The organism is Streptomyces sp. NBC_00358 (assembly GCF_036099295.1).
Classification (GTDB): domain Bacteria; phylum Actinomycetota; class Actinomycetes; order Streptomycetales; family Streptomycetaceae; genus Streptomyces.
In genome coordinates this window covers 5,267,509-5,284,266 of sequence record NZ_CP107976.1, presented here as the reverse complement: position 1 = coordinate 5,284,266, position 16,758 = coordinate 5,267,509, and the positions used below count along the sequence as shown (strand labels likewise).

Sequence of the window (16,758 nt, the reverse complement as noted above, 5' to 3'; positions counted from 1 at the left end):
GCCCATGACCGGTAGGCGACGTACTCGTACCACCTCCCCCGTTCCGCCCCGGCCCTTAAAGGCCACGCTGCTGTACGCGGGCGCCCTGATGGCGTGCGCGTCGGTCGCCGTCGGGTGCGGGGCCATCCCTGGTGCCACGGGGGGCTCCGGGGATGGCCCCGTCAAAGTGATGACCTGGGCTCCGGAGAAGACCAACGCGACCAACAAGCCCGGAATGCCGGCGCTGGCGAAGGCCTACGCACGCTGGGTCAACGCCCACGGCGGGATCAACGGCCGCAAGCTGGAGATCCTCACCTGCAACGACCACAACGACTCGGTCGCCGCCGCGCACTGCGCGGAGCACGCGGCCGACGAGAAGGTCGTCGCGGTCGTGGGTTCCTACAGCCAGCACAGCCGCTCGTTCCTCCCGCCGCTGGAGAGCGCCGACATCCCCTACATCGGGGGCTTCGGCGTCACCGACGACGAGTTCACCAGCCCCATCTCCTATCCCGTGAACGGCGGCCAGCCGTCCCTGCTGGCGGGCCTCGGCGAGCAGCTCGGCAAGAACTGCGGTCCGGTCTCGCTCATCCGCCCCGACACCATCGCCGGTGACGAACTCCCGGTGCTGCTCGACTCCGGCCTGAAGGCGCAGGGCCACGAAACGGCCGCCGACCAGCGGGCGGCCGAGGACGCCACCGAGTACTCCCGGACGACGCGGCTGGCGCTCCAGCACGCGACCTCCGAGCCGGCCACCGCGGGCTGTGTCGTCCCGGCGCTCGGCGACCGCACGAACACCTTCATGGACTCCTTCCGGCGCGACAGCGCGAACTTCCCGAAGGTGCACACCGGCACCGTCATCGGCAGCATCGACCAGTCGCAGATCGACGCCACCGGCGGCAGGTCGGGCCCCTACGAGGGCGCGTACGTCACCGGCTGGTATCCGACCGCGAACGACAGGCGCTGGAACGAGATGCGCAAGGTGATCAAGGAAGAGGCCTTCGGCGACAACCGGATCGATCCCGCCGACGCCGGAGTGCAGACCACCTGGATCGCCTACACCGTTCTGAGGAAGGTCGTCGAGTCCCTCGGCGCGGGCGAGATCTCGTCGCACACCGTCCGGCGCGCGCTCGACAACGGCCTCAAGGTGACCACGGGCGGGCTCACGCCGACCCTCAGGTGGCGCTTCGCCGACCTGATCGGGACCGGCGACTTCCCGCGCCTCGTCAACGCCGATGTCACCTTCCAGGTCATTCGCGACGGTCAACTGACGACACAGCGAGGCGGGTTCATCAACATGACGAAGACACTGATGAACGCCGGCTAGCAGGACACGCTTCGCCGGGCGGGACACCGCCCACGACGGCACCCGCGACCGAGCCCGGCCCCCTCGCCGTTCAGCGAGGGGGCCGGGCTTTCGTACGGGTCGCGGCGGGACGCGGTTCGCGGTGGGACGCGGGCCACAGCGGGTCGCGGGTCACGGCCGGGAGCGGCTCACGGCCGAGAGCCGGTCACAGCCGGGAGCCGGTCACAGCCGGGAGCCGGTCACAGCCGGGAGCGGGTCACAGCTGGGAGCGGGTCACAGCTGGGAGCGGGTCACAGCTGGGTGCGGGTCCGCTGTGTCAGGCCGTACTTGGACGCGATGGAGTTCCACAGCCTCGCGGCGTTCTCCTTCTGGGTGGAGGCCGTGCCGCTGGCCGCGTTGCCCGCCTGGGTCTGCCCGGTGGTTCGGGCATGGCCCTTGCGGCAGCCCTTCTTGTCGTTGCCGACCTGGTCGGCCCAGGCCGCGTAGTGGTTGTCGGCCGCCGCGGAGGCCTTCCAGCCGTTCGTGAGGGCCGCGGCCAGCTGGTCGTGGTTCGGCAGCTTGTCGACCGCGAGGGAGGAGAGCCGGGTGACCAGCTCGGCGCGCTGCTTGGCCGCGTCCCGCAGATCACTGGCCGCCTGGCCGAGGTTGTCGCACGCCTTCACGTCGGCCACGGCGTTGATCACCGAGCCGCGGCTGCTGGTGCTGTCCGCGAGGAGCTTGTCCAGCTCGACGGCCTGCGCCTTCACCGGGTCACCGGCGGCCGCCGACGAGCCCGTCGAGGCGGGCGCGGTCGCGGCCACCGTCTTGCCGGTGTCGTCCGTGCCGCCACCGCTACCACCGCCGCTGAGCAGGGCGCCGGCGCCGACACCGAGCACGATGATGCCGATGCCGACGGCCGCGATCACCGGAACGCGGGAGCGACCGCGGCCGGCGCCGCCCGCTCCGTCGCCGTCGGAAGGGCCACCGCGGCGCCCGGCGGCCCGGCCGCCGGGCGCGCCCGGCGCGGGCTGCGCGCCGTACATGTCGTGGGTGCCGTGCGGCGCCGGAGACGCCGCGTCGATACGCGGCAGCATCTGCGTCGACCCGGCCGCCTCCGGCTCACTGCGGAAGAGATTGTCGAACTCCGCCGGGGGCTGTCGCTCCCCCGGCGCGCCGGAGGGTATCCCGTAGGACGCGGCCGGCTGCGCGGGCACGGGCGGGATGTACTGCGTGGCGTCGGCGTCCGGGACGGACTGCGGCGATCCGGTGCCGGGCCCGCCCTGCGGTGTCTGTCCGAGGAACCGCGTCGCCTCCGAGGGGACCTCGGGCGGCAGCGCGCCCGGCCCCACCGGCGGTATGAACTGTGTGGCGCCCTCGGCGCCTCCCGGGGCGGCGGGGATGTACGGGATGTACTGGGTCGCCCCGTCGTCGCCCCCGGACGGCAGCGGCGCGCCCGGTCCGGCGTGCCCGCTCTGCTGCTCCTGGGCGCCGTAGCTGCCGTAGGTGTCGTATCCGGCGGCCGCGTGCGAGCCGTGCGCCCCCGGCGCATAGCCGTTCTGGGCGCCGTACGACGAGGACTGCGCGCCCTCGGGCGGCAGCGGTGCCGAGCCGGACCCCTGCTGCTGGGCGTAGCCCTGCCCCTGCTGTGCTCCGTGCGGGTCCGCCGCCGGCCAGCCCGCGGACTCGGAGGACGCGGAGGTGTCCCACGACTGGGTGGCGTTCACCGGAGCTCCCCAGCCGTCGCCGGGCTGCGGAGCCTGGGCGGCCGACTGGTCGGGGCCCCACTGTCCGCCCCAGGACTGAGCGCCGGCCGGGGCCGCCCGGTCACCCGCCGTACCCGGCAGCAGCGGCTCGCTGCCGTCGGAGGGCAGCACGATGCCTTCGCGCGCGGGTCGCGCCGAGGGCTCCTCGCCCTGTCCACTCTGCGTCACCGGGACTCCTACGAATGGGGGACCTTCGGAATCATCGGCTCACGCTACCGGGTTCCCACAACCCGGTGCTACGCAGCACCTGCGACGACCCACGCACCCTGTGACACGGGTAACGAATCCGCCCCCGAATGCGCTGTATCTCACTCCCATCCCTCACGGCGCGCTCGTTTTCCCGGCGTTCACGCCGGTACAGGCCATATGTTCACGCGCGGGGCGCCGGAAGCGGCGGAAGAGAAATGATCACACCCGAGGGAACGGCCTCCCTCGCTCACGCCACCGCAACCGCTCAGGCCACCGCAACTGCTCGCGCCACCACGCCGCGCCGCACGGGGAACCCGCGCCCGCCCGACCATCACGCCGGAGCGCACGCGCCGTTGTCCGCGCGAGGCGCGGTGGGCGAAGGGCGGTGGGCGAGGGGCGCACGCGGCGTGCGCCCCCGGCGGAACACGCCCGGTCGCGTCCGCGCCGGGCGGAGCACGCTCAACCCACGTGCCCCACGCGTGCGTTCACGCCGCCGCCTGCAACTCCATGCGTGCCCCGAACTCCCGTACCACGGCCTCGTCCTGGAACGGCTCCAGACGCTGCTGCAGGTCCTCCAGGTACTCGGCGCCGCGGTTGGAGCGGAGGGTGCCGAGGAGTTCGACGGCGCGCAGACCCGTGTGGCAGGCCTGCTCCACCTCGCGCTGCTGGACCTGTGCCGAGGCCAGCAGGACATAGCCGATGGCCCGTCGGCGGGCGCGCGACTCGGGATGACCGGCCAGGGACTCCTCGGCGCACCGCGCGGCGGCCTCGGCCTGGCCGAGGTCCCGGTGGCAGTGGGCCAACTCGTCGGCCAGATAGGCCTCGTCGAAGTGCGCGATCCACGTCGGGTCGTCCCCGGAGGCCGCGTCGGCGTTCTCCAGGGCGGTGACGGCCCGCCCGGACGACACCTGCGCGGCGCGCGCGTCGCCCATCAGCGCGTGCCCGCGCGCCTCGGCCGCGTGGAACATCGACTCGGCCCGCGGTGTCACCCGCCCGCGCGCGCCCTCCTGGGCCGCACGCGCCAACTGCGCGATCTCGCGCGGGTTGCCGAGCTGGGCGGCCAGGTGGCTCATGGACGCGGCGAGGACGTAACCGCCGTAGCCGCGGTCGCCGGCCGCCTGGGCGAGCCGCAGCGCCTGGATGTAGTAGCGCTGGGCGAGCCCGGGCTGACCGGTGTCGATGGCCATGTAGCCCGCGAGTTCCGTCAACCGGGAGACGGCGGCGAACAGTTCGCGTCCGACCGCCTCCCGGTAGGAACCGGCGAGCAGCCCGGAGACCACGCTGTTCAGGTAGTGCACGACGACCGGGCGCACATGCCCGCTGCCGTACTGGTGGTCGAGGTCGACGAGGGCCTGGGTCATCGCACGGACCGCCGCCACGTCCGAGAGCCCGACGCGCGGGCCCGCCGAGCGGGCGACCTGCGAGTCCGGCGACGAGATCAGCCAGTCGCGGCTCGGCTCGACGAGCGCGGAGGAGGCCACGGACGACCCGGACAGGAAGTCCCGGCGTCCCACGTCGCTGCGCCACAGCTCGCAGACCTGCTCGATCGCGCCCAGTATGGTCGGCGAGAACTGGAGGCCGACGCCGGACGCCAGGTTCTTGCCGTTGGCCATGCCGATCTCGTCGATCGTGACCGTCCGGCCGAGCTTGCGGCCGAGCGCCTCGGCGATGATCGCCGGCGCCCGTCCCCGCGGCTGCTGACCACGCAGCCAGCGCGCGACGGAGGTCTTGTCGTAGCGCAGATCGAGTCCGTGCTCCGCTCCGCACATGTTGACCCGGCGGGCCAGCCCCGCGTTCGAACAGCCCGCTTCCTGGATGAGCGCCTGCAGCCGTTCGTTCGGCTGCCTGGCGATGAGAGGCCTTGCGGCCATGGCGTACCCCCTGTGGCTGCGGTGCCTGCCCACGCACCGAGTTGACGTGTCCTCACCGGCCGACCACCGAAAGAAGCCGGCCAGGAAGATCAATGCCCCGCAGACATACCGAAGATGCGAGGCATGTGAGGATTGCCGGGGTAAGGGCGGTTGCCCGACCCCACCCCTGATTACCCACTACCGGCTGCCGTTCCCCCTGCGCGCCCCCACCCGTGCATCCATGCGCCCCAGCCGGGGAACCGATGCTCCTCCCCCGCGCGCGTGTCTCCCGTAACCCGAGGTGGACGCGGGAGTTGAGTTCGACGTGGAAGAGACCATCGCAGGCACCGAGTCCGCGCAGATCCCCCAGCAGCGTGGCGAATCGCTGCAGGAAGCCGCCGTGCGCTACGCCGAGGAACGCCACTGGGACGTGTTCCCCGGCACCTGGCTGGAAACGGTCGGCGGGACGCAGCTCTGCTCCTGCGGCGAACCCGCCTGCGCCGCGCCCGGGGCACATCCGGCGCGGGAGGACTGGGCGACGCAGGCGACGGGCAGCGCCACGGTCGCGCGCCGGCTCTGGGCGATGCGGCCGACGGCGTCGATCCTGCTCCCCACGGGGCGTACGTTCGACGCGATCGACGTGCCCGAGTCGGCCGGGTTCCTGGCACTCGCCCGCATGGAGCGGATGGAGCTCACTCTCGGTCCGGTGACCCGCACACCGGACCGGCGCATGCGTTTCTTCGTGCTTCCCGGCGCCGCGGCGAAGGTCCCCGACCTGGTACGGACGCTGGGCTGGCCGTCGGCCTCGCTCGACCTGGTCGCGCTCGGCGAGGGAGCCTATGTGGCCGCGCCGCCGACCCGGTTCGGCTCTTGGGGTGCCGTGCAGTGGGCCTGCCGTCCGACACCCGCGAACCGCTGGCTGCCGGACGCGGAGGAACTGATCTCGCCGCTGGCCTACGCCTGCGGACGGGATCGGTAGAGCTCGGCGCGGGCCCCTGGAGCCCCGTAGATCGACGGAGACCCGGCAGGGACGGGTGGCCGCGGACCTCGGGCCTCTAGGCTGCCTGCATGAGCGAGGGAGCGAAGGACGGCGGCGTGCCCGCCGTACGTGTGCGGGGGCTCTGGAAGCGGTTCGGGGAGCAGGTCGCCGTGGCCGGGATCGATCTGGAGCTTCCCGCGGGGCAGTTCATCGGGCTCGTCGGACCGAACGGCGCCGGCAAGACCACCACCCTGTCAATGGTGACCGGGCTGCTCAGGCCGGATCAGGGCACCGTCGAGGTCGTCGGTCACGACGTGTGGCGCGACCCGGTGGAGGTGAAGGCGCGGATCGGTGTGCTGCCCGAGGGGCTGCGGCTCTTCGAGCGGCTCTCCGGGGGCGAACTGCTCGCGTACACCGGCCGGTTGCGGGGCCTTCCCGGCGCCGAGGTCGACAAGCGCGCGGCCCAGCTCCTCGACGTACTCGACCTGGCGGGCGCGCGGCACAAGCTCGTCGTCGACTACTCGACCGGTATGCGCAAGAAGATCGGCCTGGCCTGCGCCCTCCTGCACAACCCCGAAGTGCTCTTCCTCGACGAGCCGTTCGAGGGCGTCGACCCCGTCTCCGCGCAGATCATCCGGGGTGTCCTGGAGCGGTACACGGCCTCCGGCGCCACCGTCGTGTTCTCCTCCCATGTGATGGAGCTGGTCGAGTCGCTGTGCGACTGGGTGGCCGTCATGGCCGCCGGCCGTATCCGCGCGCACGGCCCGCTCGCCGACGTGCGGGGCGGCGCGCCCTCGCTCCAGCATGCCTTCCTGGAACTGGTCGGCGCGCACGGCCGCGGCACCTCGGCCGACCTGGACTGGCTGGGCGGCGGGGCTCCCCGGTGAGCGCCGGCACCGGCGTCTCCGCCGCGTCGATCACCCCCGTCGTCGTACGGCTGAAGCTGTCGCTGCTGCGCAACGGGCTGCGGCAGTCCGCCGGGCGGCGGGCCGCGTTCATCGTGTCCACGGTGCTCGCGCTGCTCTTCGCCGCACTCCAGCTCATCGGTCTGATCGCGTTGCGCGGCAACGCGCACGCCGGCGCCGTCGCCGTCCTGCTCGTGGTGCTGCTGGCGCTCGGCTGGGCCGTGATGCCGCTGTTCTTCCCCAGCGGCGACGAGACGCTCGATCCGACGCGGCTGGTGATGCTGCCGCTGCGGCCGCGGCCGCTCGTCAGGGCGCTGCTGGCCGCCTCGCTGGTCGGCATCGGGCCGCTGTTCACGCTCTGCCTGCTGCTCGGCTCGGTGATCTCGGTCGCGCACGGGACGGCGGCGTACGTGACGGCGGTGGTCGCCCTCGTCCTCGCCCTGCTGGTCTGTGTGGCCCTCGCCCGGGCCGTCGCGGCCGCCAACATCCGGCTGCTGTCCAGCCGCAAGGGCCGCGATCTGGCGGTGCTCAGCGGACTGGTCGTCGCGGTGGGCGTGCAACTGGTCAACTTCGGCGCGCAACGGCTCGGTTCGGCGGGGGGCCTGGCGAAGCTGGATCCGGTGGCGGACGTCCTGCGCTGGATCCCGCCCGCCTCGGCGATCGGCGCCGTGGACTCGGTGAGCGACGGATCGTACGGGGCCGGCATCGCCCAGCTCGCGCTGTGCGCGGCCGCCCTGGCGGGGCTGCTGGCGCTCTGGTCCCGGCATCTGACACGGCTGATGACCGCACCCGACGGGTCCACGCTCCAGGCCGCGGAGCCCACCGCCAGGGAGCGCGGCTCGTCGGGGCTCGGGCGGCTGCTGCCGGCCGGGCGCACCGGCACGGTCATGGAGCGGAGCCTGCGGTACGTGTGGCGCGATCCGAAGACCAAGGCCGCGTGGGTGACCTCGCTGGCGATCGGGCTGATCGTGCCGGTGTTCAACGCGCTCCAGGGCACCGGCTCGGTCTACTTCGCGTGCTTCGCGGCGGGGATGCTCGGGATCCAGATGTACAACCAGTTCGGGCAGGACACGTCCGCGTTCTGGATGGTCGCGCTGACGATCTCCTCGACCCGCGACGCGTACGTCGAGCTGCGCGGGCGGGCACTGGCCCTGCTGGTGATCACCCTGCCGTACGCGACCCTCGTGACCGTCCTGACGACCGGACTGCTCGACGCGTGGCGGCAGTTGCCCGAGGTGCTCGGCCTGTCCTTCGCGCTGCTCGGCGCGATGCTGGCGACCGGCGCCTGGTCCTCGGCGCGCTTCCCGTACTCCATCCCCCAGGAGGGCTACAAGAACGTGGCGCCCGGTCAGGCCGGCCTCGCCTGGATCGCGATCTTCGGCGGCATGGTCTCGGCGGCCCTGCTCGCCGCCCCCGTCATCGCCCTCACGATCTGGCTGAACGTGAGCGCGGACGGAGACCGGTGGACCTGGCTGCTGCTGCCCGCGGGAGCCGGCTACGGGGCGCTGATCACGCTGCTGGGGCTCCGGCTCGCGGCGCCCCGGACGGCCCAGCGCCTGCCGGAGATCCTGGCGGCGGTCAGCAAGGGGTGACGGCACGCGGGCGTCGCCGGGCGGGCGGGTGTCGCCGGACGGGCACCAGGACCGCCCTAGGACTGGTCCTGGCCGGTGAGCACGCCGTCCAGGAACGGCTCGATCGCGGTACGCCACGCCTCGGGCCTGTCGTAGTGCACGAGGTGGCCGGCGTCGGCGACCTCCGCGTACCGGCCGCGCGGCAGGACCCGGACCATCTCCTGGGACTCGGCCCGGCCGAGCTCGCCGTCGAGGCCCCGTACGACCAGAGCGGGGCACTGGACCTGGGCGAGCTCCTCCCAGTGGGCGTCGTACACCCAGGTCTGGCGGGACTTGAGCATCTGCTCCGGTTCGAAGACCGGGCGCCAGCCGTCGGGGGACTCGTGCATCACCTCGGCGTAGAACTCGCCGCGGGAGGGGTTGCGGCGCTCCACCCAGGGGTCGTCCTCGCCGAACCACTTGCGTACGTCGGCGAGGGTGGCGAAGGGGACGGGCCAGGCCTTGAACCAGTCCTCCCACTCGCGCTGCGAGGCGGCACCCAGTGCCGAGGCCCGCATGTCGCAGATGATCAGGGCGCGGACGAGGTCGGGGCGTTTGGCGGCGAGCTGCCAGCCGGTCAGCGCGCCCATCGCGTGGCCGATGAGGACGGCCGGTCCGAGACCGAGCTGGTCGAGGGCGGCTTCGGCGTCCTCGACGTAGGCCTCACGGGTGTACTCGGCCTCCGGGGCCTTGTCGCTCTGGCCGTGTCCGCGCTGGTCGAGGGCGATGGCCCGGTGCCGCTCGGAGAGCCAGCGGGCGGTGGACGCCCAGTGCGAGGCGCGGCCCATGAGGCCGTGCAGTAACAGCACGCCGGGCGCCTCGGAGTCCCTGGGCTGGTCGTTCTTGGGAGGATCGGCGAACTCCCAGGCAGCGAGGCGTACACCGCCCGCTCCCGTCACGTCGATGCGCCGCACCATCGGTAATGGCACCCCCCTGGCTCGCTCGGACCGGCTCGCTCCCGCACGTACCGGCCGGTCCACTGGTACCGCTTCCTGCCGCTGTTCCTGCTTCGTTGCCCGGTGTCCCTCTGTGTACTCCCGCCACCGTCACGTTATCGAATGGGGTTTCGAAAGTGGCCTTTCCGGCCACAACACCCCTCGTTCGAGTGACCACCCACGAGGATTGACCGCCGTCGCCGCGGGGAGATCTTCTGCGGGAGGCGGACCGCTCGGGGAAAACGGTCCGAGGGGAATGACCCTGGGAGCTCGGGGCTCCGGGTCAGCACAGGGGAGGACAGGCCCCGGCGCCGAATGGCGCCGGGGCCCTCTCCACATCCGCGGCACATCCTTACGCCCCCTCCCCGACCGCACACCATCGCTCTCGGACACGGTCAAGAGCCCTCAGGTCATATGCCTCACGCGACAGCCTCGCACGCAAACGGTCCCGGCGCTGCGATTCGGCACACTGAATCTTGGTTTCGACCAGGTCGCGAAATCATCACAACTGCCCCTGCTGTCACAGCAGTTGACACGGTTGGGGTAGGGCGGACCGGGTGCGCCGCACGGTGTCCGGCGTGCTCCCGGACGCCGACGTCGAGGTCAGCGGCTGCCGACCCCTCGGCCGGCGCCCGAGAGCTGCCCCTCGCGGGTACCGGAAACGCGGGTGGCTGAACTACCACAACGGAAGCACAACCACCGGGGACATGCCTACCGGAAGCGGCGCCGCCGGTCGTGTGGCTTCGGGGCGGCCGCCGTCGGCGTCAGCGCTTGGCGACGAACACATGGGAGGCGACGTCCGCCTCCAGCTCCGCGGCCTCGCCGCCACTGCCCACGAGGACCCCGCCCGCCGACTCGGTCACGCTGACCACCGAGCCCGGCTGCACACCCGCGCGGCGCAGTGTGTACATCAACTGCGCGTCCGTCTGGATCGGTTCGCCGATCCGCCTGACGACCACGGTCTTGCCGTCCAGACCCGGGTCCAGCTCGGCGAGCGACACCATCCCCTCGTCCAGGAACGGGTCCGCGCCGTCCTTCTCGCCCAGCTCCTCCAGGCCCGGGATCGGGTTCCCGTACGGCGACTCGGTCGGGTGGCGCAGCAGCTCCAGCACGCGCCGCTCGACCGCCTCGCTCATCACGTGCTCCCAGCGGCACGCCTCCGCGTGCACCTGCTCCCACTCCAGACCGATCACGTCGACGAGGAGGCACTCCGCGAGGCGGTGCTTGCGCATGACGCGCGTGGCCAGCCGCCGCCCCTCTTCGGTGAGCTCCAGATGCCGGTCGCTCGCCACCGCCACCAGCCCGTCGCGCTCCATCCTCGCCACGGTCTGGCTCACCGTCGGGCCACTCTGGTCGAGCCGCTCCGCGATCCGGGCGCGCATGGGGACAACGCCTTCCTCCTCCAGCTCGAGGATGGTGCGGAGATACATCTCCGTGGTGTCGATCAGTCCGGACATTCGTGCCCCTCGATTAGCTCTGCCGGAGACTCGATGGCCCACCGGCGTGTGCGCTGGCCCTGAACTCAATTCTGACGCATAGCACTGACAACCGTGCCTCGCCGTTGAAACCGCTTGGTGCCGATTGCCCGGGAATCCGCGCGCGCACCGGGCCCGGCCGTCGCCCACCCGCCCCCGCCGCGGTCCTCGGCGACGCCCCGAAGGCCGTATTGACAGGGCACTGGTCCAGACCGCAACGTGATCCGCGACACGACGGGAGTACGGCCGCACCGGGGCGTCCGGTTCAGCCGTCCACCCGCCCCGCACCGATCCGACGCCGACGACACGTCCACTCCGACGTGACTTCTAAGGGGCTTCGCCGATGAGCGACAGCAAGCTGGCCGGGCAGTTCTTCGACGCCGCGATCGGCCTGCTTCGGCAGGTACGGGACGAGGGCGCCGCGGAGATCGAGGCGGCCGGCACCCTGATCGCCGACACCGTCGTCGACGGCGGCCGGCTCTTCGCCTTCGGCGCCGGGCACTCCTCGCTCGCCGCCCAGGACATCGTCTACCGCGCGGGCGGCCTCGCCCTGATGAACCTGCTCACCGTGCCGGGAGTCGTAGGCGTCGACGTCATGCCCGCGACGCTGGGCTCCGCGCTGGAGCGGGTCGACGGGCTGGCGAGCGCGGTCCTCGACTGCGGCCCGCTGCGTTCCGGCGACCTGCTGGTGATCATCTCGCTCTCCGGCCGCAACGCGCTCCCCGTGGAGATGGCCATGAAGGCCCGCGCCCTGGGCATCAAGGTCATCGGCGTCACCTCCGTCGCCTACGCCACCGGGACGACGTCCCGGCATGTGTCGGGCACCTACCTGAAGGACCACTGCGACCTCGTCCTCGACTCGCGGATCCCGGTCGGCGACGCGGAACTATCGGTGGACTCCATCGAGGCGCCCTTCGCCCCCGCCTCGACCGTCGTCACCTCGGCCCTGCTCCAGGCCGTGATGGCGACCGCGGCCGGCTCCCTCGCGGACCGCGGCATCGAACCGCCCCTGCTCCGCTCGGGCAACGTCGACGGCGGCCACGAATGGAACAGCCGGGTCATGACGGAGTACGGGGACCGGATCTTCTACCGACGCTGAGGGGCCCGATCCGGACCGGCGCCCAGGAGGGACCTGCGCGGCCGAGGACCGGATTCCCGCCCGCGCCCCGGGGACAGCACGCGTGGGCTCCGGAGGAGTCCTCAGGGCTTCCCCGTCAGCTCCTCCAGGTCCAGGGCCATCGCGATCCGTACGGCCACGTCCTCGGCGTACATCGCGTCCGCGCGCTCGAACCGGCTGCGGCCCGCGGTCCGCAGGAACGTCACGACTCCCAGCGTCCGCCCGCGACTGCGCAGCACCGCGCACAGGGCGTGCACGGAGTCCCTCGGCCACTGGCGGGCGAGCGCCCACTCGCGCGCCTGCTCCGGGTCGGCGGCGCCCGCGTCGGCCCGCACCGACCCGGCGCGTTCCACGCACTGGAGCGCGGGATGCCCCTCCCCGTAGCGCAGCGGCAGCCCGGCCTTCCCGGTGACGAGGCTCGGTCCGGGCGACCCGGCCGGGGTCGCGACGGTCCGTACGAGCCGTACGGGACCCGCCCCGTCCGCGAGCCGGCCCCCGGCCACCCGGTCGACCAGGGCGTGGTCGGCGAAGCCCGCGAGGGCGAAGTCGAGGTGCACGGTGGCGGCCTCGCCCGGGTCCTCGCACTCGGCCGCGGCCCGCGCGGCACGGTGGAGCTGGTTGGCGCGGAAGCGCAGCAGCGCCGCCTCCTGCTCGGTCTGCTTGGCCTCGGTCACGTCCTGGAAGAGCCAGCCGACGCCCAGCGGGACGGGTTCCTCCGCGAGCGGCGAGGCGAGCCGCACGAAGCCGCTCAGCCAGCACCGCCGCCGCTCCCCCTCCGGCGCGCGCACGCTCACCCACATCTCCGCGGGTACCGGCGGCGCGCCCTCGGACAGGACGTGGGTGAGGGCGCTCTCCAGTTCCTCGACGCCCTGGGAGAGCAGCTCCCCCAGGGGGCGGCCGAGGACGGAGGTGCGGCCGGTCCCGAGTGCCTGCGCGGCGTACGCGTTGACCACGGCGGGCCGCAGGTCGGCGTCGACGAGCACCACGCCCCAGCCGGCGTCCTGGAAGAGCGCCTCACTGAGGGCGATGGACCGTTCGAGGTCGATCTGGGTGTGCACCTCGCTGAAGGCGCAGTACACCCCGGCCGGCTTGCCGTCCGGGCCGCGGACGGCGGCGGACTGGGTGCGGACGAGGACACGCCCGCCGTCCTTGGTGAGGAGCGCGAACTCGTGCACCTGGCGGCCGGGGGCCTCCATGGCGGACATCAGCCGCGCCTCGACCTCCTCGGCGTCCGCGGTCCGCACGGCCCAGTCGGCGAAGCCGCGCCGCCCGACGGCCTCGGCCGCCGTCCACCCCAGGATGCGCTCGGCCTCGCGGTTCCAGTGGGTGAGGACCCCGTCGGCGTCGAAGGCGCACAGGGCCGCGTCCATGCCGTCCAGCAGGGCGGCAAGCAGATCCGACCCGTCCCGCTCGGGCTCGTCGGGCCCCAGCTCGTCGGTGGTCCCACTACGCCGGGAAGCACTCACCTGGACCCCCTGCAGGCTGCGTCCGTGTGTACGGCGCGACAGTTCGCTCACTGGTCACCATTCAACTCGAACGTGACCCAGCCCACACCTCGTTCCCGGAAGATTGGACGAAAACGTTGCACGCCGGATTTCCGCACCGCGTGCCCCAGGGGTCCCGAGTAAATCGGTTGAGGCTTCCGGGATGTGTTCCTAGAGTTCTCCACACGTAGGAGAGGAGGTGGTTCGGCTCATGACGGAAACCCGGACATACGAGGTGACTGCGGGCTAGCGGCCCGTTGTCGGACTCGGTTCGGCGCCGGACCAGCATGTGTGAAGTGCGTGCAGCCGGCCCAATCCAACGCAGTCACCCGACCCGCGAGCTCGCCGGTGCGTCCGGCCGGCCCCACCGCCGTCAGGCGGAGGGACCCGAGCTCGCGGGTCGTTCGCGTTTCACCGGAAGCCGGCGTCCGGCGGGTGTGAGCGGGCTCACTGGTGGATCGCGCGGACAGCAGTACGCTGTGGCCATGCCTCCGATGCTGGTCCGACGCCGCCACGTGGATTTCGTGCGCGTCACGAGCATGGGCTGTCGGCGCTCCGCCTGACCGGCCCCCTTCGCACCGCTCCTCCTTCACCCGGCACCCGTGGCCCCCGCCCCACCCCTGGCGGCCGCCCGGGCACCCGTACACCCCGCGGACGCATCTCATGACGACGAACACGTCTTTCACGCCTGCCCCGAACGGGCGGCACCTCCCCTCGTACCAGCAGCTCCCGATCATCGACCTCTCCGCGGCCGACCGCGGCCCGCAGGCACGGGCGCTGCTGCACGCGCAGTTGCACAGCGCCGCCCACGACGTGGGGTTCTTCCAGCTCATCGGGCACGGGGTTACCGAGGCCGAGACGGGCGCTCTGCTGCGGGCGATGCACCGGTTCTTCGCGCTCCCCGAGGCGGACCGGCTGGCCATCGACAACATCGGCTCGCCGCACTTCCGCGGGTACACACGTACGGGTGACGAGCTGACCGGCGGAAGCCGGGACTGGCGGGACCAGCTCGACATTGGCGCCGAGCGCCCCGCGCGGACACCCGGTCCGGGCGAGCCCGCGTACTGGTGGCTGGAGGGGCCGAACCAGTGGCCCGCCTCGCTGCCGGAGCTGCGCACGGCCGCGCTGGCCTGGATCGAACGCCTGAGCTCGGTCGCCGCACGGCTGCTGCGTGAGCTGCTGACCGCCATCGGGGCCCCCGCCGGTTTCTACGACCCGGTCTTCGGCGAGCGGGCGCACCCGCATCTGAAGCTGGTGAGGTATCCGGGGAACGCGGGCGACGGCGCCGACCAGGGCGTGGGCGCGCACAAGGACTACGGGTTCCTGACGCTGCTGCTCCAGGATCAGGTCGGCGGACTCCAGGTGCAACGCGAGGACGGCCGCTTCCACGACGTGCCGCCGCTGCCGGGGGCCTTCGTGGTCAACCTGGGCGAGCTCCTGGAGGTCGCGACCAACGGGTATCTCGTGGCGACCAACCACCGGGTGGTGAGCCCGGCCGGGGCGACCGAGCGCTACTCGGTGCCCTTCTTCTACAACCCGCGCCTCGACGCCCGCGTCGAGCCGCTGCCCTTCCCGCACGCCTCCACCGCGCCCGGAGTCACCGACGACCCGTCGAACCCGCTCTTCGCCGAGTACGGGTTCAACGAGCTGAAGGGCAAGCTGCGGGCGCACCCGCTCGTCGCCGCCCGCCACCACGCGGAGCTGCTGGCTCCGGCGTGATGACCGGCGGCGGACGCGGACCGGCGCGTGGGGCCGGTGCGCGGGATCGGTGCGCGGTCAGCCCGCGATGTCGCCGTATCCCTCGATCTCCTGGGGGCCCCGGGAGCCGGGGCCCACATAGTGCGCGGAGGGGCGCACCAGACGGCCCGTGCGCTTCTGCTCCAGGATGTGCGCCGACCAGCCGGCGGTACGGGCGCACGTGAACATGGAGGTGAACATGTGCGCCGGCACCTCGGCGAAGTCGAGGACGATGGCCGCCCAGAACTCGACGTTCGTCGCGAGGACACGGTCCGGGCGACGGGCGTGGAGCTCGGCGAGGGCGGCCTTCTCCAGCGCCTCGGCGATCTCGAAGCGGGGGGCGCCGAGCTCGCGCGCGGTGCGGCGCAGCACCCGCGCGCGGGGGTCCTCGGCGCGGTACACGCGGTGGCCGAAGCCCATCAGGCGTTCGCCCTTGTCGAGGGCGTGCCGGACGTAGGCGTCGGCGTCCCCGGTGCGTTCGATCTCCTCGATCATGCCGAGGACGCGGGAGGGGGCGCCGCCGTGCAGCGGACCCGACATGGCTCCCACGGCGCCGGAGAGCGCGGCGGCGACGTCCGCGCCGGTCGAGGCGATCACCCGGGCGGTGAACGTGGAGGCGTTCATGCCGTGCTCGGCGGCCGAGGTCCAGTAGGCGTCGACGGCGGCGACGTGCTTGGGGTCGGGCTCGCCGCGCCAGCGGATCATGAACCGTTCGACGACGGAGTGGGCCTTGTCGATCTCGTTCTGCGGGACCATCGGCATGCCCTGGCCGCGGGCGGACTGGGCGACGTACGACAGAGCCATCACGGCGGCGCGGGCGAGGTCCTCGCGGGCCTGCCGCTCGTCGATGTCCAGGAGGGGTTTGAGGCCCCACACGGGGGCGAGCATGGCGAGCGCGGACTGCACGTCGACGCGGATGTCGCCGGAGTGGACGGGGATCGGGAACGGCTCGGCGGGCGGCAGGCCGGGGTTGAAGGCGCCGTCGACGAGGAGTCCCCAGACGTTGCCGAAGGAGACATGGCCGACGAGGTCCTCGATGTCGACGCCCCGGTACCGGAGAGCGCCGCCCTCCTTATCCGGTTCGGCGATCTCCGTCTCGAACGCGACGACTCCTTCGAGTCCGGGTACGAAGTCGGACATCAGGCGGCTCCTCGTGATGTGTGCGACGGATGGTGTTGTCGGGATGGGGACGACCTGGTTCCCCTGGTGGGGTGGCGGTCGACGGCCAGGCGGCTCGCCGGCCGTCCGCGCGGTCGTTCCACGAAGGCTCTCGAAGGCCTCTCGATCAGTCTCCGCCGACTCGCGGTCCGAAAGCGGTCACCCCGGTGATGCCCCGTCCGGCTGGTCCTCCAACCGGAACGGCACCAGCACGATATCCCCGAGTGCCACCTTTGGGGAGAGTACGCGGCACTGAGTGCCACTGCGTGATGAAGCACACCCGCCCGGGAGCGGG

12 protein-coding genes are annotated in these 16,758 nt (G+C 72.5%); 6 read left to right on the top strand and 6 right to left on the bottom strand.

Translation table 11 applies throughout. From position 1 onward, the window contains the following. Positions 1-4: 4 nt before the first annotated feature. A complete protein-coding gene (locus tag OHT01_RS22420) occupies positions 5-1,303 on the top strand; it encodes an ABC transporter substrate-binding protein (protein ID WP_328558218.1) in 1,299 nt (432 codons plus the stop codon). Between the two features lie 269 nt (positions 1,304-1,572). On the opposite strand, the gene OHT01_RS22415 is transcribed toward OHT01_RS22420, so the two are convergent. Beyond that, on the bottom strand, positions 1,573-3,192 hold the full coding sequence (locus OHT01_RS22415) for a hypothetical protein (protein ID WP_328554906.1): 1,620 nt from the start codon (positions 3,190-3,192) through the stop codon (positions 1,573-1,575). Between the two features lie 506 nt (positions 3,193-3,698). Beyond that, a complete protein-coding gene (locus tag OHT01_RS22410; protein WP_328554905.1) occupies positions 3,699-5,084 on the bottom strand; it encodes a transcriptional regulator in 1,386 nt (461 codons plus the stop codon). A 304-nt stretch (positions 5,085-5,388) separates the two neighbouring features. Here OHT01_RS22410 and OHT01_RS22405 point away from each other — a divergent pair, with 304 nt between their 5' ends. The 3 genes from OHT01_RS22405 (at position 5,389) to OHT01_RS22395 (ending at position 8,539) form a co-directional block, all read left to right on the top strand. Continuing rightward, positions 5,389-6,042: a bifunctional DNA primase/polymerase gene (locus tag OHT01_RS22405; protein WP_328554904.1), complete on the top strand. Its 654-nt coding sequence runs from the start codon at positions 5,389-5,391 to the stop codon at positions 6,040-6,042. An 89-nt stretch (positions 6,043-6,131) separates the two neighbouring features. After that, complete coding sequence (locus OHT01_RS22400) at positions 6,132-6,929, top strand: ABC transporter ATP-binding protein (protein ID WP_328554903.1); 798 nt, start codon at positions 6,132-6,134, stop codon at positions 6,927-6,929. After that, a complete protein-coding gene (locus tag OHT01_RS22395; protein WP_328554902.1) occupies positions 6,926-8,539 on the top strand; it encodes a transporter in 1,614 nt (537 codons plus the stop codon). The genes OHT01_RS22400 and OHT01_RS22395 overlap by 4 nt, the downstream gene beginning before the upstream one ends. 56 nt (positions 8,540-8,595) lie before the next feature. Here OHT01_RS22395 and OHT01_RS22390 read toward each other — a convergent pair whose 3' ends face one another. Together OHT01_RS22390 and OHT01_RS22385 are read right to left on the bottom strand one after the other, a co-directional pair. Further along, complete coding sequence (locus OHT01_RS22390) at positions 8,596-9,474, bottom strand: alpha/beta fold hydrolase (protein ID WP_328554901.1); 879 nt, start codon at positions 9,472-9,474, stop codon at positions 8,596-8,598. Between the two features lie 782 nt (positions 9,475-10,256). Then, entirely contained in the window at positions 10,257-10,949 is a 693-nt protein-coding gene (locus tag OHT01_RS22385; RefSeq protein WP_327429616.1) for a metal-dependent transcriptional regulator, read from the bottom strand. A 361-nt stretch (positions 10,950-11,310) separates the two neighbouring features. Between OHT01_RS22385 and OHT01_RS22380 the strand changes: the two genes are divergently transcribed. Next, complete coding sequence (locus OHT01_RS22380) at positions 11,311-12,066, top strand: SIS domain-containing protein (protein ID WP_328554900.1); 756 nt, start codon at positions 11,311-11,313, stop codon at positions 12,064-12,066. Positions 12,067-12,167: 101 nt separating this feature from the next. Here the strand turns inward: OHT01_RS22380 and OHT01_RS22375 are convergent, their stop codons facing one another. After that, on the bottom strand, positions 12,168-13,550 hold the full coding sequence (locus OHT01_RS22375; protein WP_328554899.1) for a PAS domain-containing protein: 1,383 nt from the start codon (positions 13,548-13,550) through the stop codon (positions 12,168-12,170). A gap of 681 nt (positions 13,551-14,231) precedes the next feature. Between OHT01_RS22375 and OHT01_RS22370 the strand changes: the two genes are divergently transcribed. Then, entirely contained in the window at positions 14,232-15,287 is a 1,056-nt protein-coding gene (locus OHT01_RS22370) for an isopenicillin N synthase family dioxygenase (protein WP_328554898.1), read from the top strand. A gap of 57 nt (positions 15,288-15,344) precedes the next feature. Here OHT01_RS22370 and OHT01_RS22365 read toward each other — a convergent pair whose 3' ends face one another. Then, on the bottom strand, positions 15,345-16,445 hold the full coding sequence (locus OHT01_RS22365) for a citrate synthase 2 (RefSeq protein WP_328554897.1): 1,101 nt from the start codon (positions 16,443-16,445) through the stop codon (positions 15,345-15,347). Positions 16,446-16,758 lie beyond the last annotated feature (313 nt).